The organism is Sphingobium sp. CR2-8 (assembly GCF_035818615.1).
Lineage (GTDB): Bacteria > Pseudomonadota > Alphaproteobacteria > Sphingomonadales > Sphingomonadaceae > Sphingobium.
Window position 1 is genome coordinate 864,123 of record NZ_JAYKZY010000001.1, and the last position, 18,228, is coordinate 882,350.

17 protein-coding genes and 1 pseudogene are annotated in these 18,228 nt (G+C 57.2%); 9 read left to right on the forward strand and 9 right to left on the reverse strand.

The features are described from left to right. Positions 1–32: 32 nt before the first annotated feature. Complete coding sequence (locus U5A82_RS03650; protein ID WP_326288674.1) at positions 33–1,217, reverse strand: helix-turn-helix domain-containing protein; 1,185 nt, start codon at positions 1,215–1,217, stop codon at positions 33–35. 80 nt (positions 1,218–1,297) lie between these two features. Here U5A82_RS03650 and U5A82_RS03655 point away from each other — a divergent pair, with 80 nt between their 5' ends. The 4 genes from U5A82_RS03655 to U5A82_RS03670 all read left to right on the forward strand — a co-directional run bounded on the left by U5A82_RS03655 (position 1,298) and on the right by U5A82_RS03670 (position 4,929). Next, complete coding sequence (locus U5A82_RS03655; RefSeq protein WP_326288675.1) at positions 1,298–2,644, forward strand: CapA family protein; 1,347 nt, start codon at positions 1,298–1,300, stop codon at positions 2,642–2,644. A 159-nt stretch (positions 2,645–2,803) separates the two neighbouring features. Beyond that, on the forward strand, positions 2,804–3,709 hold the full coding sequence (locus U5A82_RS03660) for a TauD/TfdA dioxygenase family protein (RefSeq protein ID WP_326288676.1): 906 nt from the start codon (positions 2,804–2,806) through the stop codon (positions 3,707–3,709). Next, positions 3,702–4,490 carry a class II aldolase/adducin family protein gene (locus tag U5A82_RS03665; RefSeq protein ID WP_326288677.1) on the forward strand — a complete coding sequence of 263 codons (789 nt, stop codon included), beginning with the start codon at positions 3,702–3,704 and terminating at the stop codon, positions 4,488–4,490. The genes U5A82_RS03660 and U5A82_RS03665 overlap by 8 nt, the downstream gene beginning before the upstream one ends. 10 nt (positions 4,491–4,500) lie before the next feature. Further along, positions 4,501–4,929 carry a nuclear transport factor 2 family protein gene (locus U5A82_RS03670; RefSeq protein ID WP_326288679.1) on the forward strand — a complete coding sequence of 143 codons (429 nt, stop codon included), beginning with the start codon at positions 4,501–4,503 and terminating at the stop codon, positions 4,927–4,929. A 300-nt stretch (positions 4,930–5,229) separates the two neighbouring features. Here the strand turns inward: U5A82_RS03670 and U5A82_RS03675 are convergent, their stop codons facing one another. Beyond that, positions 5,230–6,093 (reverse strand): helix-turn-helix transcriptional regulator, encoded by an 864-nt coding sequence (locus U5A82_RS03675; protein ID WP_326288681.1) that lies wholly within the window; start codon positions 6,091–6,093, stop codon positions 5,230–5,232. Between the two features lie 380 nt (positions 6,094–6,473). Here U5A82_RS03675 and U5A82_RS03680 point away from each other — a divergent pair, with 380 nt between their 5' ends. Beyond that, complete coding sequence (locus U5A82_RS03680) at positions 6,474–7,757, forward strand: cytochrome P450 (RefSeq protein WP_326288683.1); 1,284 nt, start codon at positions 6,474–6,476, stop codon at positions 7,755–7,757. Between the two features lie 627 nt (positions 7,758–8,384). Here U5A82_RS03680 and U5A82_RS03685 read toward each other — a convergent pair. From U5A82_RS03685 to U5A82_RS03715, 7 genes are all read right to left on the reverse strand, one after another. Further along, positions 8,385–9,404 (reverse strand): zinc-dependent alcohol dehydrogenase family protein, encoded by a 1,020-nt coding sequence (locus U5A82_RS03685; RefSeq protein WP_326288684.1) that lies wholly within the window; start codon positions 9,402–9,404, stop codon positions 8,385–8,387. Positions 9,405–9,922: 518 nt separating this feature from the next. Next, positions 9,923–11,173 (reverse strand): multidrug effflux MFS transporter, encoded by a 1,251-nt coding sequence (locus U5A82_RS03690; RefSeq protein ID WP_326288685.1) that lies wholly within the window; start codon positions 11,171–11,173, stop codon positions 9,923–9,925. A 154-nt stretch (positions 11,174–11,327) separates the two neighbouring features. Beyond that, entirely contained in the window at positions 11,328–12,143 is an 816-nt protein-coding gene (locus U5A82_RS03695) for an aldo/keto reductase (protein WP_326288686.1), read from the reverse strand. A 254-nt stretch (positions 12,144–12,397) separates the two neighbouring features. Continuing rightward, positions 12,398–12,799, reverse strand: coding sequence for an EthD domain-containing protein (locus tag U5A82_RS03700; RefSeq protein ID WP_326288687.1), 402 nt, complete (start codon positions 12,797–12,799; stop codon positions 12,398–12,400). A gap of 105 nt (positions 12,800–12,904) precedes the next feature. After that, positions 12,905–13,810 carry an isocitrate lyase/PEP mutase family protein gene (locus U5A82_RS03705; protein WP_326288688.1) on the reverse strand — a complete coding sequence of 302 codons (906 nt, stop codon included), beginning with the start codon at positions 13,808–13,810 and terminating at the stop codon, positions 12,905–12,907. 2 nt (positions 13,811–13,812) lie between these two features. Further along, positions 13,813–14,352: a 3-isopropylmalate dehydratase small subunit gene (locus tag U5A82_RS03710; RefSeq protein WP_326288689.1), complete on the reverse strand. Its 540-nt coding sequence runs from the start codon at positions 14,350–14,352 to the stop codon at positions 13,813–13,815. Continuing rightward, a complete protein-coding gene (locus tag U5A82_RS03715) occupies positions 14,349–15,638 on the reverse strand; it encodes a 3-isopropylmalate dehydratase large subunit (RefSeq protein ID WP_326288691.1) in 1,290 nt (429 codons plus the stop codon). Before U5A82_RS03715 ends, U5A82_RS03710 begins: the two co-directional genes overlap by 4 nt. A gap of 201 nt (positions 15,639–15,839) precedes the next feature. Here U5A82_RS03715 and U5A82_RS03720 point away from each other — a divergent pair, with 201 nt between their 5' ends. The 4 genes and pseudogenes from U5A82_RS03720 to U5A82_RS03735 all read left to right on the forward strand — a co-directional run bounded on the left by U5A82_RS03720 (position 15,840) and on the right by U5A82_RS03735 (position 18,225). Next, a complete protein-coding gene (locus U5A82_RS03720) occupies positions 15,840–16,151 on the forward strand; it encodes a hypothetical protein (protein WP_326288692.1) in 312 nt (103 codons plus the stop codon). 67 nt (positions 16,152–16,218) lie between these two features. Next, entirely contained in the window at positions 16,219–17,079 is an 861-nt protein-coding gene (locus U5A82_RS03725) for an NAD(P)-dependent oxidoreductase (protein WP_326288693.1), read from the forward strand. A 242-nt stretch (positions 17,080–17,321) separates the two neighbouring features. After that, positions 17,322–17,762, forward strand: a pseudogene (locus tag U5A82_RS03730) (LLM class flavin-dependent oxidoreductase). A 34-nt stretch (positions 17,763–17,796) separates the two neighbouring features. Continuing rightward, entirely contained in the window at positions 17,797–18,225 is a 429-nt protein-coding gene (locus U5A82_RS03735; RefSeq protein ID WP_326288695.1) for a hypothetical protein, read from the forward strand. Positions 18,226–18,228 lie beyond the last annotated feature (3 nt).

Genomic DNA, 18,228 nt, shown 5'->3' on the forward strand with positions numbered 1-18,228 from the left:
GGACCATTTGCGCGGTTCATCAATTCCCAGGGTCAGCCTCTCGCGGGTCTCGACGCCATAAGGCCGGCGTCTTGCTGCAGCCGCATGTCACGGGAAGTTCGCGCCCGATATTCTCGGGGCGTCAGGCCGGTGACTTTGCGGAAAGCGACCGAAAAGGCGCTCGGGGTGTAATAGCCTAATTTGTAAGAGATGGTCTTCAGCGACAGGTTGCTCTCGGCCAGAAACGACTGGGCGCGCGCGATGCGGACTTCCTGAATAAAATCGAACAAAGTTCGATTCATCACCTTTTTGTAAATCTGCCGGACATAACCAGCACCAAGATTTAACTCTTGCGCTATATTAGTCAATGTTGGGCAGCCATCACCAAAATCGTAGACGAAATTCTCAATGGCCTTGATGCGCTCCCTGACGATGAGTTCGCGCGGTTCTTCGTTCGCTCCCTTCCCGTTCGCTGACGCGCGAAACAGTTCAATGAAGATGAGACGGCAGCAAGCGTCGATAACGGTACTGCTGAATTCATTCGGGCAGACGATCTCTGCAGATATCTTATGCATTGCGCGATGAATATAATCGTTGTGGAAATTGAAATTGAGCAATTCCCCATCGAAGAATGCGCGGTTTTTCTCACCTATGACGCGCTCGATCCAGAGCGGATCAATCTTCAATGACAGAGATCGAACGTTCTGAGCCGCATCAGAGATCGCGTATGTTTCAGTGTTCGGAGGAATGCACATCAATCTGCCGGTCGATTTCAAAGCGCCACCGAGGCGACCAGCCGTGATCCGCGATGTACCAGATGAAAGGCGCAGACGTAACTCGATGTCTTCTTCGCGCTTTGACGCATGACCGCCGGGCATGTAGCAACTATCGACTAGCCGTGCGCTGATGCCGGGCAGCGCCTGGTGTGTCAGCATTGTTTCAGTCCATCCAGTGACCACGCTGCCTCTCCTTGGTTTGCCATTTTTTCCCTTTTTAATTGCGCAATCATTTTGGAGAATCAACGACGTATAATGAAGGTGTTCATTTGGTGAACGGTTATCCCATTCGGCCTTGTCCTGCCTGTTCCACAACGAGAGCAAGTGATTCACGATTGGTTGGCAAATGGATAAAGGGCGCTTTCCATCCTGGGATGTCGGCGCGCCCCAAAATTCGTCCGCATGGCAAAAACTTTTCCGATGTGCATCATACTTGCCACGACTGATGATCGCCCTTCTCAAACCCCGAGTGCTCCTGTCATCTATGGCATTGCCTAGCTTAACCGGTGGGTCGTCCACGCTAGGGGCCGCAGGAGTTGTAGATGAAAGTGGCAATTGCCGGAGACGCTATACTGACGCGCCCCGTCTCGCAAATCTCGCACCCGCGCGCGACGGCGATCTTCGATCTTCTGCGGTCGGCGGATGTGGCCTTTTTGAACTGTGAGACGACGTTACACGACTATAGAGGGAAGGGGATTTTCCCAATTTTCGAAACCGGGATGGTTGCCATGCGGTCGCCGGTCGCTGTCTCGAACGAATTGGGGCGGTTAAACGCGCGATTGGTGGCGACGGCGAATAATCACGCGCTTGACTATAGCTATGGCGGTCTTGAATCGACTCATGACGCATTGGAAGCGGCGGGAATAACGCACGCCGGAACCGGGCCCAGTCTCGCCGAAGCGCGTGCTGCGGCCTATCTGGAATGTCCGACGGCGCGCGTTGCTCTCGTTTCCATGTCAACGTCGGCAACTCGCGAAAGTCGCGCCAGCGACCCGTTTGACGGTGTGCAGGCCAGGCCAGGCCTCAATCCACTGGGTTGGCACTATGCCGTAGGGCGAGAGAGCATCGATACTGTAATCGAAATGGCGAAGAGGCACGGTTTGTGGGTTGCCCGGATAGCGGAAGACTTGTGGGAAACCTGTCTTCCCGGTCTGCATAATAGTTTCACCCGATACCATGTCACGAACGAACCTGGCATCCGGATGGTACTTGATGCGCGTGACGTAGCCGGAAACCTGAGGTCCATGCGAAATGCACGCGCGAATTCCGACATATTGATTGCACATATCCACAACCACGAATGGGATATCGCTTCAGGCTCGCTCAGGACACCGCCGCCTTTCTTGGAAGAGTTCGCCAGGCAAGCTATCGATGCAGGCGCAGATGTGGTCGTCGCGCAGGGTAGCCACGCGCCGATCAGGGGCATCGAAATCTACCAGGGCAAGCCAATCTTTTATGATCCGGGCGACTTCTTCCTTATGACAGGCGATATCACCCGATATCCCCGTGAATTTTATGAGCGCCACTCGGAAGGCGTGAGCGTGCCCTTCGACGAAGCGCTACCCATAGATGGCAACGCTGCGCTTCATGCCTACTCCACCCCCGTCACGCCCAAGGGGGGGTATTTCGGCGATTGGGAGCCATGTGGCGCCGTGGTCGTCCTCGAATATGACGCCGGTCAATTGCGTGGCGTGGAACTGCACCCCTTTACGCGAGACTTCTGTCTGGTGGACAAGCCTGCGTTCCGATCTGCCCTTGCTGGCTTACCGTTGAAACCTGACGTCGATCATGCAGATCATATCCTGGCCAAGTTCGCCGAACTGAGCAGACCTTATGGCACCGCTATAGAAATCGAAGATGGCGTGGGACGGATCGTCCTCGGCAACTGAACGCCGTGGACGCCGTTAGCCGCGTATCACAATCGCCAAGGGAAACGTGACACATCGCTTTTCGTGGGCCTGCGCCGCCACCGTTTACGCATGGATTGATTTTCGAACGTCAATAAGCCGCACTCAACGTGCGATCAAAAATATTAGCAGGAGAAAATCGTGTCGTTAAAAATAGAGCCGCTGAACCAGTCATTTGTTGCCAGAGTGCGGGAAATTGACCTGAGCAAGCCATTATCACCGGACGAGATCGAGGCGGTAGAGCGGGCCATTTGGAAATACGGAGTGCTGTATTTCCCCAACCAGCCAATCACACTGGATCAACAGGTGGCCTTTGCGAGTGGTTTCGGACCACTGGACACAGGATTGCAAACGAAGTTGATGAACAAGACTGCGACGCGGCTCAACAATGACGCCGTGACCGACATTTCCAATGTAGATGCGTGTGGCGACGTCGCGGCCCGCACGCACAAGATGACTCTTCTGAACGTCGGCAATGCATTTTGGCATACCGATTCGTCTTATGAGCATCGGCCCTTTCGCTACTCTATCCTCGCTGCCGTAACGGCGGTCAGTTGGGGCGGGCATACTCAGTTCGCGGATTTGCGCGACGCTTACGATAGTCTCGACGAACGCACGAAGAACCTCATCAAAGACCGAAGCGCTGTCTTCTACTCACACAATACCCGTATCCAACTGGGTATTGAAGATAGTCAGGAAGAATATCGGGCCTATCCCCCAGTACGCTGGCCGTTGGTGCGGACGCATCCGGGGTCGGGTCGAAAACTGTTGTGGATCGATAGCAAGGTGACAGAGATTTCTGGCATGTCAGTGCCCGAAGGCCGTGCGCTTGCGCATGAGCTTCTCGAACATATTGGACAGCGTGAGCGCGTTTACAGCCACAAATGGTCACCGGGCGATGTGGTGATGTGGGACAATCGCTCTGTCCTGCATCGCGGTCGCCGCTTTGACCTGTCGGAGCGTCGGGAAATGCGGCGGGTATCGACAAAAGACGACAGCAGTTCGCTCGGGGAGGCATCGCTCCCGGTGTATCGCCACCATGGCTGATCAGGCCAGCGTTGCCGCTCCGGGCAAGGACTCTATGCGGGAAACCGTATCGTCGGGTGAATGGGATATCAGGGTCGAACTCGCGGCGTGCTACCGTCTGATGGCTCACTTCGGGCTCACCGATCTCATCTACAATCATATCACGGCGCGCGTTCCGGGAGATGAGGACCACTTCCTGATAAATCCATATGGGCTGCTGTACGAAGAGGTGACTGCGTCGAGCCTTCACAAAATCGACACTTCTGGAAACATCGTGCTGCGCGGGCATGCCGATCTGAACGTCAATCCAGCCGGCTTCGTGATCCATAGCGCCGTTCACATGGGGCGCGATGACGCCGGCTGCGTAATACATACTCATAGCAGAGCCGCAACTGCGGTATCCGCGATGAAATGCGGCATACTGCCGATTTCGCAAAGCGCGATGATGTTCTTCGAGCAAGTTAGCTATCATCCTTTCGAGGGGGCTGCGGTCAATCTCGAGGAACGACAAAGGCTCGTTTCCGACCTGGGTTCAAATGATGTGATGATCCTGCATAATCACGGTACGCTCATGGTTGGGCGATCGGTTCGCCATGCGTTTTTGATGGCCTATCAGTTCGAAAATGCATGTCGCATTCAGGTCGACACAATGTCGGCCGCCGACATTATCCTCGCGCCCCGCGAGACGTCGATACAGGTCCGTGAGGCCGCCCGCGACCCACGCTATGCGAACGATCTCAGCCTGGAATGGAACGCGATGCTCCGCCTTTTGGACCGGGTACATCCCAATTATGCCAATTGAGGAAAAAGATATGACGAATTTGGAATCCGCCGTTGAACGCTGCGTAGCCCATGAAGAAATTCGCCAGCTCATTGCGCGGTATTGCCACTATGTCCGCACCCGCCAGGTGAGTGCGATCTTGCAGTTATATACGCCCGATGGCGTATTCGACATGCCCGCGAACATGGCTGACGGGGGAGTCCGATCTGGCCAACAAGCTATCGAAGAAACATTCCGGGACAATCTTGAGTCGATGGACCCCTGGCCCTTTACACATAATCATGTAATTGAAATGGACGGACCGGATGATGCGCGCGGCTTCGTCTACACAGAGTTCAGGATCGGCTCCGACAAACTCAGATTAGGCTTTATCGGCGTCTATGAAGACCGGTATCAACGTGTCGACAATATCTGGAAGTTCCACACGCGGAAGTTGACGGCTTTAGACGTTCCCGCATGAACCCTGCTCCCCATTCCCGGTATGGCGTTATGGCGAAATTGACATCGTTTGGCACAGGGCGTGAGATAGGAGCTGAATTACAGATCCGTACCGTCGACGCTATGGAGAACGGCTTCTAATCTGGAAGATTTCGTGTGAGCTTTTCCGAGAAGCCGATATCGCGTTCCGTTGGCGCTTACTTTGATCAATTGCACGATTCCCTAAAGGTTTTTGTACTCGAATAAGAATTAAGCCGACCCAATGACCTACACAGCAAGGGGCCAATTCACCGGTCCTTGCCTCCGAGTAGTTTAGCTATGGTCATGACAGCGACCTCAGCCGCTGCCGATAACCGTCCGGCGTCTCGCCCGATGCCTTTTTAAATGTGGAGGAGAATGTGCACGGGCCGGAGAAACCAAGTTTAAAGGCTATTTCCTTTAGTGATAGGTCGCTCTCTGCGAGCAGTGCCCGGGCCTTGCCGAGGCGGACGTCGGCGACGTAGCGGTGAAGCGTAACCCCGGTCGTTCGCTTGAAGGTGCGACGCAGATGCGCCGAACTTATCCCGCACTCGTTCGACAGCTCTTCCGTCGTCGGCGTCTTGTTGCTCGCGCTATCGATGATATCGTAGATGCGACCGAGTTCACGCTCCGACAACCGTCCCTCCGATGTGCGTACCCGCATCGGGCGATCTTCGGGCCTGAAATGGCGAGCGACATCGATCGCAATCATCCGTGTGAGGGATTCCGCCATGAGTTGGCTCGCGAAGCCTGGGCTGGCGACTTCCTCGCCCAACTGCCGCATGGCCTGTTCGATGCGCACGTTCCGCAGATCATAGCATCGCGCCAAGTCGGCTGCGCTCCAGTCGGGCCGCTCAGGCCATATCTGTCGGAACCACTGGTCGGTAAAGGCACACATCACGTTGCGCGTCCGCTCTGTCACCTTCGCCGACGTCGTTTCGACTTTGGTCCGCGCAGGAAAGAACATTACCCTCCCAAAATCCTGAACCCGCCCGTCGTCCAGATGCGCGGAAAGGCTGATCGGCGCTAGTTCGGGGCGATACCGGAGCACGAACAGATCCTGGCGATCCCAAATTCGCTCGTTTGCACTCCACCGATAATCAAGGATCTGAACATTTACTCCTGACAGGTCCATCTCTGCCAAAATATCGCATGGGCTCGCAAACATGGAAGCGCTCTCCTACTAACCGCGGTCCGGCCATACCTTCTGCCGGCTTCATGATCCGAGCACAGTAGCGGAACGAAATAGTCACCGGACACCGGCTCCCAGCACGCTTTTGCTCCGACCCATTCGTCGCAGAATGCCTTATTTATCTGCTACGAATATAGGGTAGGTCGACCGCGATAACAACATGGGTCGTGTCCGCCTACGCGCCGTGTGAGGCGGGGCCGGACGGCGGCTCGGGCAAAAGGAAATTCCTCCCAAAGCGGGTACTTGCACGGTCCGGCTTTATAATGTGCGGAATGGCAAATCCGCTAGCTTTGAGTCCAAACACCGCGAGCGCGTAAGGATCGATCTAGGCCAATTCAAAACCCTGGAGAAAATTCATGGATGCGAGCGCAAACGCCGCCAACGTATCGGCGACCTGCCCGGTCGAACTTGACGGGGCCCCCATCACCTTTACGAATCCCGATACGCGCCGATGCCCGTTCCCCGCTTATCATAAGCTTCGGGAAGAGCAGCCGGTCTACAAGGATCCCGTGAGCGGCAATTACGTCCTCACAAAGTATCGCGACGTCCGTAAGGCGGCAATGGATGTCAAGGTTCTTTCATGCAAGACCGGGGTGATCCAGACGCGAGAGACGCCTATCAGCGCCCAGGTTAATAAGATGTTCGAAGAACAAGGTTACCTGCCGGTTGACACGCTTGTGACCAACGACCCCCCCGATCATCGCACCTATCGGTCGGTCGTCGATAAAGCCTTTTCCCGCGATAAGGTGATCGGCCTTGAGCCGCAAATCGAAGCAGCGGTAAAGGAGATGATCGACGGCTTCATCGACAAGAAGGAGATAGACTTCTTCGACGAATTCGCGATGCGGCTGCCGCTTACAGTGTTCACCGAAATATTGGGCGTTACTGATCGCGACATTGATAAATTCAAGCGGTGGAACGACATGTCGCTGGAGACGTCGAATCCGGCGCTGGCTCCAGAGCGCGAACTTGAACTGGTGCCTGCCGTTATCGAGCTTCAGCAGTATCTGGCAAAGAATGTCGAGCGCGTTCGCGCTGCGCCTGACGATAGCTTGCTCAGTACGATCGTGCACACCGAGGTAGACGGTCGGACGCTCAATATGCAGGAACTCGTCAGCATGCTGTGGCTGTTGTTCCTTGCCGGCGGCGAGACCACCGCGAATGCGATAGCCGGCGGCATGGCAATCCTGATTGATCGGCCAGAGCTGGTCGACGAAATCCGGGGCGACGCCAAAAAGCTGGATGTGTTCATCGAGGAAGTGCTGCGGATCAAGACGCCCGCAACGACGATGTTCCGCCGGGCTACCGCCGATACCGAGATCGGCGGTGTGGCGATTCCGGCCGGGTCGATCATAGAGACACGCTTCGGCGCTGCGAACCTCGATCCGGAAGTGTTCCCAGACCCCGAAACCCTCGACCTCGATCGTCCGAACGCGAAGTATCACCTGACTTTCGGAAGTGGTATCCATAATTGTATCGGCAACCAGCTTGCGCGCGGCGAGATGCGCGCGTCCTTCCGCCAGCTGGTGGACCGGATGCACAATTTCCGAGTGACGCGTGGACAGGAGAGCTACAGCTATACCTCGACTTATGTTGCCTATGGTTTGACACAATTATGGATGACTTTTGATCCGCGCTAATCGCACATGGTCGCAGGCCTTCGCCAATTTAATGGGCGAAGGCCGCAGCCAAGCGCCGCACAGACGTTCCCAACATCATGGACCGGCACATGAACGGTGAGAACTCGGCGAACCTCTGGTCACGCGCTCCGGCCGGATGTTCGTCGCTGCAACGCGGGAGCGGATATCCGATATTTCGAGCGAAGTAGCCGGCAATTCATGTTCACGCCTGTCACGGGCATCCGAATATGAAAAACGGGATCGGACCATCTCACTGTCGCGGCAATGATCAGCCCAGATATGGGATCATTCGTCGAGCGTTCATTCTGCGCGCAAAAACGCATCGCGCCTGGTCCGTTTCGGATAACTGCCTTCGCTCCAAGCGCGCCCCCCCTGGATTGTGGAGTGAACTGAGGATTCGTCCTGTGATCAGCACCGGGTCCGCCCCCCTCCCCGCGACGGACTCCTCTGCCGCGCCAGCAGCGCGGATCGTGCGACGCAATCGAACGCCGTGTTGCAAGAATCCGTGGCGGTTGCGGTGACCGGCTTCATGCGATGTAGCACCGCAGTTCATCTCAATCAGACGCACGCTGCACATGATAGAAACACCACATACTTCCTGTGCGCTCACACTTATGCAGCAGGGCCCTAGATCGTGATCACGACCTTGCCGAAGCCGCCGCCACGGGCCAGCCAACGATACGCGTCCGAAGCGTTTTCAAAGTCAAAACACCTGTCGACCCGCGGCGCGATACCGGTAGCGGCCACACCACGCATCATAGCTTTGAAATCAGCAACAGACCCGACCATGCCGCCCACAATCCGCAGATTATATTGCTGCACCCGGTTGATCGGGAAGGAAACCGTCGCGCCGGTGCGCCACCCGGCAGAGGCTATGATCCCTTCGACGGCAGCAACTTGTATAGATTTCGCAAATGTCTCGGCACCGGTAGTCTCAACGATCAGTTGAACCCCTTTGCCATCGGTCAGGTCCAGAACCACCCCGTCCCAATTTGGTGTTGCAACATAATTGATCCCGCAGTCCGCCCCCATGTCGCGTGCCAGAGCCAGTTTTTCGTCGGAGGACGACGTGATGATGACGCGCGCTCCTTGAGCCTTGGCGAATTGAAGGGCGAAAAGGCTGATGTTCCCGGTGCCCAGGATCAGCACGGTTGACCCGGGCATGACATTGGCCTCTCGTACGACGTTCCAGGCCGTCGTTCCAGCAGTTGAGAAAGTCGCGCCGACCGCAAAACTCATCGTATCGGGCAGCCGTGCCAGTGCGGCGGAGGGGACCACCGCATATTCCGAGAGAGCTCCAGGCATGTTGAAACCCCGGGCGCGTGGCGTGCCGAACTGTGGCGTCGGTCCCGATAGCCAATCGGGCAACATATGGATGGCGACGCGCGTGCCGACGGGCGGACCATCTGTGCCTTCACCCAGCTCCACAACTACTCCAGCTGAGTCCATCAAGGGAATTTGTGGCAGAACTGACGGCGGATATTGGCCACTAACGGCAAGTAGATCGACATAATTCAGGCTCGCCGCATGTTGTCGCACGAGCGCTTCTCCCCGAGCCGGACGCGGTATCTCGAGATCGACGATGCGGAGGTAGTTTAAGCCGGAAGCTAAATCGGACCCGGTGTTGATTAAATGATAGGCTCGCAAGACGCTTCTCCCCGTCTATGGTTTGCTATTGCGAAAAAAGCCGCCCTCGAGGTTGAACGTGCGCGTTGATCCTGCGCAATTTTTGCTGTGGCATCCCGATTGCGCAATCAAGATCACAAAATTTTTCTCAAGACGAACGGGGAATATCCATTCGAAATCGGCATAGCCTGTGTGCAAATGGCTCGAAATGGCCGGAGCGGCGATCCCTGCCCGGCCAAACGATTAAACATTCGCCATGCCAACCCCGCTCCCCGCTTATCATTCTGGATCGCGATAACGGACTGTGCAGGGATCTGGCGGAGACATACGCCGAGGAGTGTTTTGGCGTTGATCCGCGTGGCATGGCTGAAATCCACAATGCTTTAAGCTCCAGAACAAAAGCCCGATGAAGGCCGCTGTTAGAGAGCGCGCCCTCGCCCGTGCCGTGGCCGTGCTGGTCCTTTTCAATCTGCACCAGCCCGCACGATCACTTGTTTTATTATGAAAAATATCCCTGCCGGAGCTCCAGTTTGAAACAGTTAGGATTGTTGCTCGGCTTGATGTGATAGCGATCCATGCGGGTTCAGCAGGCCCAACACCAGCCGTGCCGCTATGAACAGTGCCGCCATCATCGTCAGCATGGTGATCCCATGCGCTGAGGGGAGTTGGCTTACTAACCAGGCGAATACCGCGCCGATGCCATAGTTGGACGCGCCAATCAGTGCGCCCACAGATCCCGCTCGGCGGCGATCCAGCGCAAGCGCGCATGCTTGGTTGTTGGCCGAAAGCATTCTGTAGGTCGAACCGCCAAGTACCACGCTGATAGTTGCGAAAATCTTTGCCCCCGGTACATGAGTAAGCGTGAGCAGCAGACCGGCGACCAGCACCGTGATGCCGCCAAGCAAAGCCGCCTCGATAATCTGGCGAGGCGTGAAATGGTTGAGCAGACGGCGGTTGATTTGGGTCGCGCTGATAAGGGTGATGCCGAGCGCCCCGATGACGATCGAGGTGGTCCGCGAGGTCCAGCCGAAATCTTCCTGGAACAGCGGGCTGGCAGCGCTGTACCAGACCATCAGCGCCGACGCGGACAGCCCGCTGGTCAGCACATGCGCGAGCAGGGGCCGATTGCCGATCAACGCCATATACGCCGCAATTCGTCCTTCGCTCTGGGCATGTTCGGCGGCTTCCCGCGATTGGCTTTCGGGCAACTTGGCGATCAAGAAGGGAATTGTAGCCGCCACGAGACCAGCCAGCGTCCAGAAGATCGAGCGCCAACTGGAGATCAGCAGCAGGGCGCCGCCGAGCAGCGGCGCGATTACTGGCGCTATCCCCATGATGAGATGCTGCCAGCTAAAGATCACCGCGGCCTCTTTACCGGCGAAATTATCCGAGACGATAGCACGCGCCAACACGATGCCCGCGCAGGATCCGAAGCCCTGCATAAGCCGTGCCGCGAACAACAGTTCCTGCGATTGCGCCAGTGCGCATACCACCGAGGAAACGAGAAATATGCTAAGACCAAGCAGCACCGGGAATCGGCGCCCCCAGCGATCGGCCAGCGCTCCCCAGACCAACTGGCCCGCAGCGAAACCAAGCATGAAGGCCGCCATGGTCGCCTGGATAGCGGCAGTGGTGGTGCCGAGATCCTGGCCCGTCTGGACGATGCCGGGCAGGCTCATATTGATGGCGAGCGGCCCGAAAAGGCTCATCGTCGCAATTATGGTGATCAATCCGGCATGTTGGCTTTGCCGCCGGGGAGTGATTAGCGCGCCTTTTTCCTTTCCCTCCATCGCTGTTCAGTCCCCATTGTGAATTTGTTCGATGGAATGAAATGTCAGAAAGGATTGGGCTGAGAGCAGCCAAAACAAAAGCCTGCTTACGAGATCATTTTGAGGGACAGCCAACCGACTTGGCTCGTTTTGAGCTGCCCGCCCATTGGAGCGTTTAGTCCCCACCCCGGTCACTCACATGCTCAAGAGGATCCGGGCCGATGCGGCCGGACACGCTGTCCAGACCATTTATCAGCGCCATATCGCTCTTTTCGAGCACGAAATCGTATATCTCGACATTGTCGGCGAGATGGCGGCTGCTCGCGGCCTTGGGTATTACGACCAGCTCGTTCTGCACATGCCACCGGAGGACGATCTGAGCGGGTGAGCGGCCAAGACGCTTCGCGATCTGCCCGATGATAGGGTCTGTTAGCGCACGGCCATGTTCCAGCGGACTCCAGGCCTGCGTGATGATCCGTCGGCGGGCATTGTAGTCGCGCACATCGCGTTGTTGATACCGTGGGTGGAGTTGGATTTGATTTACGGCGGGCACCGTGCCCGTGTCGTCGATGAGTTCGTCGATGAGGGGCGGCGTAAAGTTAGCAACGCCGATTGATCGCGCTCTTCCTTCTTTGTGCAGCCTTACCAGCGCTCGCCAGGTCTCTCGATAAAGTCCCTTCGGGGGTTGCGGCCAGTGGATCAGGTACAGGTCGATGCGCCCTATCGCTCTTTCGCTCCGGTCAAACGCCCGCATGGCCGCGTCATAGCCATGTTGGCCATCAGGCAATTTTGAGGTGATGAACAGTTCCTCGCGATCCACTTCAGAGCGTTTCAGCGCGTCGCCGATTAACGCCTCATTGCCGTAATGGGTGGCGGTATCAAACTGGCGATAGCCAATACGCATAGCCTGCAGCATCAGTTCCCCAAGCGCGTCGCGCGGCATGAACATCATGCCCAGCCCCAATTGTGGGATCGTGAAGCCATCGTTCATCTTGAGTACGGATATGTTTCGGCTCACACTGATACTCCCGTTGTCAAACCAGCCGCAATAGGATCCGGACGACCGAAAGCATAAATCATCTGATGCACCTGCCGCCCAACAATGCCGTTGGTAGGATCGGCTATGCCCCAACGGGACGTATCCGGAGTTCGGGGCCGGACTGCAGCCTGAGCGTTGCTGAATGTCGAAATCTCAGCCGGGCGTTGGCTTTCAAGGGTTAAACACCGCAGAGGTACCCACCGTCATCATGCGTGAGCGGTCATGCCCTCTCCCTCCATGACGTCGCACAGACCCATTCGGCAGGCTGACCGATCGAGGAAACGTCGCTCGTCCTCGCTGAGAGCGCCGCAGACTTCTGGTTGCGCCAGGATCTTTGCCATTTCCGCGATTGCCCCCTCATCGCGGAATTCATAAATGCTGATGGCGTCGTACGCGCACCCGGCATCTCCGTCGCCCATCCGTCCGGTCGTCCAGTCATCCGAAGTGAAATCGGCCATCGTCCCTGGGTAATGGCGGCTGAAGCTGGTCAACAAGTGACCGATGAACTTTTCGCCCAGTGGAACGTGATTATTCTCGTAATGATCCCGAAACTGCTCCGGCGTCAGTCCTTCCTTGCGTTTCAGCAGAACCATGAACTTTGTCGTCATAAATTTTCTCCTTTTGAACGCGCAATTGCCTGCATGGCGTTTCGCACCCGTTCAAACCGTCGGTTGCCGACAGTCGCCAGATCATGGCCGTTGCGGGCTTGCGCGTCAGTCCTCCGCGCTCATGAACCGCTTCTCAGTAGCGACATAGTCGTCCAGCCGGGCCGCGCGCATGAGTTCCAGCGGGTCGTGATAGGCGCCCGGGTTCGCGGCGATGAACAGACTGTCCGTCCCATGCGCTTTCATGTCACGGAAAAGCGCGGCCATCGCATTCGCCGCCACGCCGAGCGCTGTCGCGGCGTACATGATCAGCTTGAAGCCCGCGTCAGCCAGATCGGCTTCGGTGTAGCCCAGTGGCGGTCCGGACCCCATGCCCATGACGGGGCCATCAATCGCAGCTACGAGTTTCCGATTCCATTCCATCTGCTCAGCCGGCAAGAGCGAAAAAAAGGACCGCCCTTCCACCGTCATAAGGACCGGCATGGCGAGATCGGCACCCGCCTCAAGGTAAAGGTTCGACCTTTCCACCAGTTCATCGAACGAGATCGTATCGGCATCGCTACGCGCGGCGATTACGAAGTCGGGATCGGTGCGTGCATCAAGCGCCGCCTTCAGCCGATCCAGCGCAGCCGCGCGCGACACGACACTGCGTCCGGCCAGAAGCGGACAATGCTTCGGCATGATCTGATCTTCGATGTGGACGCCAGCGACGCCGGCACGCTCCATCTCGCGGATCGTCCGCTGGACGTTCAGCACGCCGCCAAATCCGGTATCTATGTCCGCCATAACTGGAATATCGAGCGCCGCAGTCATTCGCGCTGAATGGTCCGCGATTTCTCGCATGCTCAATAGACCAAGATCGGGTGCCGCCAACTGCGATGCCTCGACACCCAGTCCGGTCATGTGGACAGCCTCAAATCCGGCCAATTGTGCTAGGCGCGCCGAGAGCGGATCGAAACAGCCGGGCGCGACTACCATTTTATCGCGCAGTAGCGCGCGCAAACGCGTCGTCATTCTCATGCGGTTTCCTTCCGGCTTTCGACGGGAAGCGCGCCAATACGGCCCATTGCCCAGTTCCGGCTGCCACCTGCCGTCAGAATATCAAGAATGAGCGGTGATACAGGCACGAAGTCGATCGCCGCGCCGCTGGTGATGTTGATCGCATGACCGGCGGCAAGGTCGACCTCCAGCTTGTCACCATGCTCGACCAGTCTCGTGATGCCGGGAACAACGCAGGCCGGCATCCCGAAGTCGATCGAGCCGCGCTGGAACAAGCCGCCGATACCCTCGACCAGATAAGCGGACAGGCCGGCTTCGACGCTGCCCATGATCGCCGCCGTATAGTAGTGCGCATGTCCGGTGCCGAAGCCCGTACCCGCCACGAGGATATCGCCAGGCGCGATCTTTTCCGCGACGCCCGGAGCCACATCCTCAAACAGATGCTTGGCGCATTCCTTCCACTGGCGGCTCATGCCCTGCTTGTCATAGCGCGCGGGCAAAATATCCATCGCGCCAATCCCATCAGCAAACTTCCAGACCTTTCCACGAAGCTTCATGCCAAAACCTCCAATTCGCGGATGAGATACTGCGCGGGATCGGCAATACACCCCTCTATGGCCGAGGCTGCCACCACGGCAGCATCCGCAAGCATCACTTCGGAACTCGCGCTCCCCATGCGCCCACGGAGCGTCTCCACTGAAGTCGAAATGCAGCGCTCTCCATCGCCGAGCTTGAGTGGCGACAGATTTCCGGAATAACACGCACCACAGCCCGGTTGGGTAATTGCTGCTCCAGCATCGAGTAAATCCTGGTAAATACCGGCAGCCGATGCTTCGCGGGCGGTGTCTGCGGAGATCGGCGTCACGATCAGGCGAACTGACGGGTGCACTTTCCGTCCGCGCAGAACCTTGGCGGCAAGCGCAAGATCCGACAACCGACCGCCTGCGCAAGAGCCGACATAAGCGGCGTTTACCGGCAGGCCAACGACATCAGCCAGCGAGCGGACCTTTTCGATGTCGTGTGGCCCTGCAACCAAGTGCCCCATCCTTGAAAGGTCATATCTGTAGGTCGCCGCATAATCGGCGTCTGAATCGGCGGTTACCGGTTCAAAAGCCTCCCGCGCGCGGCCATCGAAATAGTCGAGCAGGATGCGGTCCGCAGGAAAGATCACGGTGAGCGCGCCAATCTGCACTGCGCCGTTGGCGATCGCCATACGAACGTCCATCGAGAGCGTCTCCACCCCCTGACCCGCAAATTCGATCACCTTTCCGTCCAGAACCCCGGCGAGATCGGCAATCAGGCGATAGACCACGTCCTTGCCCGTCATGCCTAGCGGCAGCGCGCCGGACAGATCGATCCGGACGCTTTCGGGCACGATCATCCAAATGTCGCCAGTCATGATGATCGGATCGACACCGAACAGTGCAGGCAAGGCAAAGCAATTTGCCGCGCCCATCGTCGCGCTCTGGGTATCCGCGCCAATCACCACCGTGCCGGGCAGCGCCCACCCCTGCTCCACCGGTATCTGGTGAGAGATCCCATTGCGGCCGAGATCATAAATATTCTCAGCCGGTATTCCTTGAGCCTTGGCGAAAGCCCGGATTTTTGGGTGCTCCTTACCCGCGACCTGCGGGAACCATTCAGGCTGAAACATATGATCGAAACAGAAAATGATCCGCTTGGGATCCCACACTTTCAGCCCCAGCTCCTGAAAACTATCGATGAATGTCGTCCCGTCGAGGTTGGTCATATGGCTTACTTTCGCCAGGACTGCCTCACCGGTCGCAACCCCGTCTACCCCGGCGGCACGCGCCAGGATCTTTTGCGCCATTGTCTGCGCCATACACACACTCCATAAAGTCTCGTTCAATCTCATCAATTAGAGGCCGCAAAGCGCAAACACGACATCGCGATGATTGTCGAAATGTGCATCTCTTTAGCGAAATCCGCACCACCTGATGACTCCTCGATTTAAATCCGCCCTATTAGACTGCGAAAACGTTGCTGCACCGACATAGAGCGGCGCAAACAGGAGAGAAATCAAATGACCGAGAGTTCGATTCCCAAGCTCGACACACTTTTGCGCGTTTATGACATCAAGCCGGACGGATGGGAGCAGTTTCTGGAAATCTGGCGGCGTATCGTTGCCGTACGCCGTAGGTTCGGCTTTGAGGTACTTTTTGCGTTGGAAGACAGGGAAGCGAATGTCTTCACCTGGGCCGTCCGACATGACGACGACATCGATCAGGTCGCCGAGCGCTACTATGCCGACCCAGAACGAAAGTCGTTGGAAATCGTTGGTGAATATGTTCTGGACTACAAGGTGACACGGGTGTCTCGCGTCGCTTTCCCTTAACAGATCTTCGGTTCAAGCTTACCATCGTTACGCGCAGAACCTATAATCGCGACGAAAGGATAAGTCCGTGTCGAACGGCAAGTTTACGGGATCTGTCGGCTATGTCGGTCTGGGAGACATGGGCGGCGCCATTGCCCAGCGGTTGGTTTATGCTGCCATCGACCTTATCGTCTTTGATCTGGATGATGACGCCATCGCTCGGCTGGTCGCAAAAGGCGCTCGGGCCGCGGCATCGCTTTTCGATCTGGTCCAAAATGCGGGAGTCGTCTTCATCTGCGTAGATCCGGAGCCAGCAGTAGAGACGGTGATCGAGGAAATCCTCGAGTTCGTGCGCCCCGACCAGACTCTGATCATTCAGTCTTCGGTTTCTCCCCAAGTCGTTATCGATGCTTCTGAAAAGGCGAAGCTGAAAGGCGTAAGGCTGTTCGATGCTCCCGTAAGTGGAACTTACAGGGATCGGCAAAATGGCACTTTGGCCGTGCCGACAGGCGCAGCGCGCGAGGATATCGGTCATATCGCGACGCTGCTCGAACTGATCGGGCGGCCGATTTACCTCAAGACAGTGGGCGGCGGCGAGATCGCCAAACTTGCTAACAATGCCGTGTCCAGCATTACGCGCTCTGGATTAATGGAGGCCATTGAGCTCGCTGAGGCATATGGCGTTGCCGAAGCAGATCTGCTCGAGGTGCTGAGTGTTGGGAGCGGGAGCAGTTTTGTGGTCAAGAACTGGAGTTTTTTCGATGACCTTGCCCGTCAGGGACATATAGTCCGGAAACAGCCGATGCAGGCGGCAGAAATCCGAAAGACTATCAAACAGAAAGACCTACATCTTCCCATCATCGAAGCCCATTTCGAGCCGTTGAGAATACTCGACATCCAACGGTACAAGAAGCTCACCGGACGATATCCTGATTCCGGCGGAGTGTGATCTTCGTAACCGTTCATACGGTGCGCATATGCCGCCCCTTCGCGGACCTGCCGCGCCGGTAGAGGCTAGAGCCGGCGCTTTAATTGGCCCGCCGGATCGGTGAGACACGCCGCAAAAGCCTGAGGAGCCACGGATATAAGTTCGGCCTGTCGATCCCCACGATAACGGGATTCCCTCGCTCCCCGGAGCCAGAGGACGGTGAATGGCGCACCCGTTGGGCATGAAGCTTCGAAATCGTCGCCCTGGCAGAGGAACTCGGGTTCGAAATGGGTACGGTTGGTCATCATCGTTTCACGACGGATCGGATAGACTCTTCCCAGCCGATGGTCGCGATCGCAGCGCTCGCCGCACGCTCCGCTACGATGCGCTTCATGACGAACATCCTGATCCTGCCCTCGCACAACCCGATCGACGTCGCCTAACAGGTCGCGATGGTCGAGGAATTGTCCGATGGACGCGTGATGCTGGGCGTCGCCATCGGATATCGCCCTTATGAGTTCGAGCAGATCGGCCTGGTGTTCACGGAACGGGTCAGCCGCTTCGAAGAAGCGATCATGCTGCTTCGCAACGCATGGAGCAATGATCCCATCCACTTCGTAGGCAAGCATTTCACCGTGACAGGCGAAAACGGGACACCCAAGCCGGTTCAGAAGCCCGGGCCGCCGATATTTATCGGTGCGTAGGTTGATGCGGCGATCGATCGCGCGGCAAGGCTGGGTGACGGATAATATCGAGAGTGCGGCGCTGCTCGGCCCCAAGGTCGCGCGCTTCCGGACGCAATCGCGCGCGGCCGGACGCGCCGAATGGTGGTACGCAACCGGCAAGGTCGGGATCGATCGCGACAAGGCGAGACTGGAGCGCAAATGGCTGCCGCCCATCCTCGATACCTATCGCGACTATCTGAAGCTGGGCGTGCCTTGCGAAGATGAATTTGCCGACAAGCTGCGTCGGGAGTGTTACTGGCGATCGCGGACCTACCGCCCGGCCAGATCATCGCGGGAACGCCCGACGAATGCGCCGCCGGCTTGCAGCTCTGCATTGAGGCCACAGAACCTGATTACATCGTCGTCGACTTCGGTCGCGGTGCGCACCGAGCGCATTACGACAATCTTCGTAACCAGATCGAGTTCTTCGGCCGCGAGCTAATCC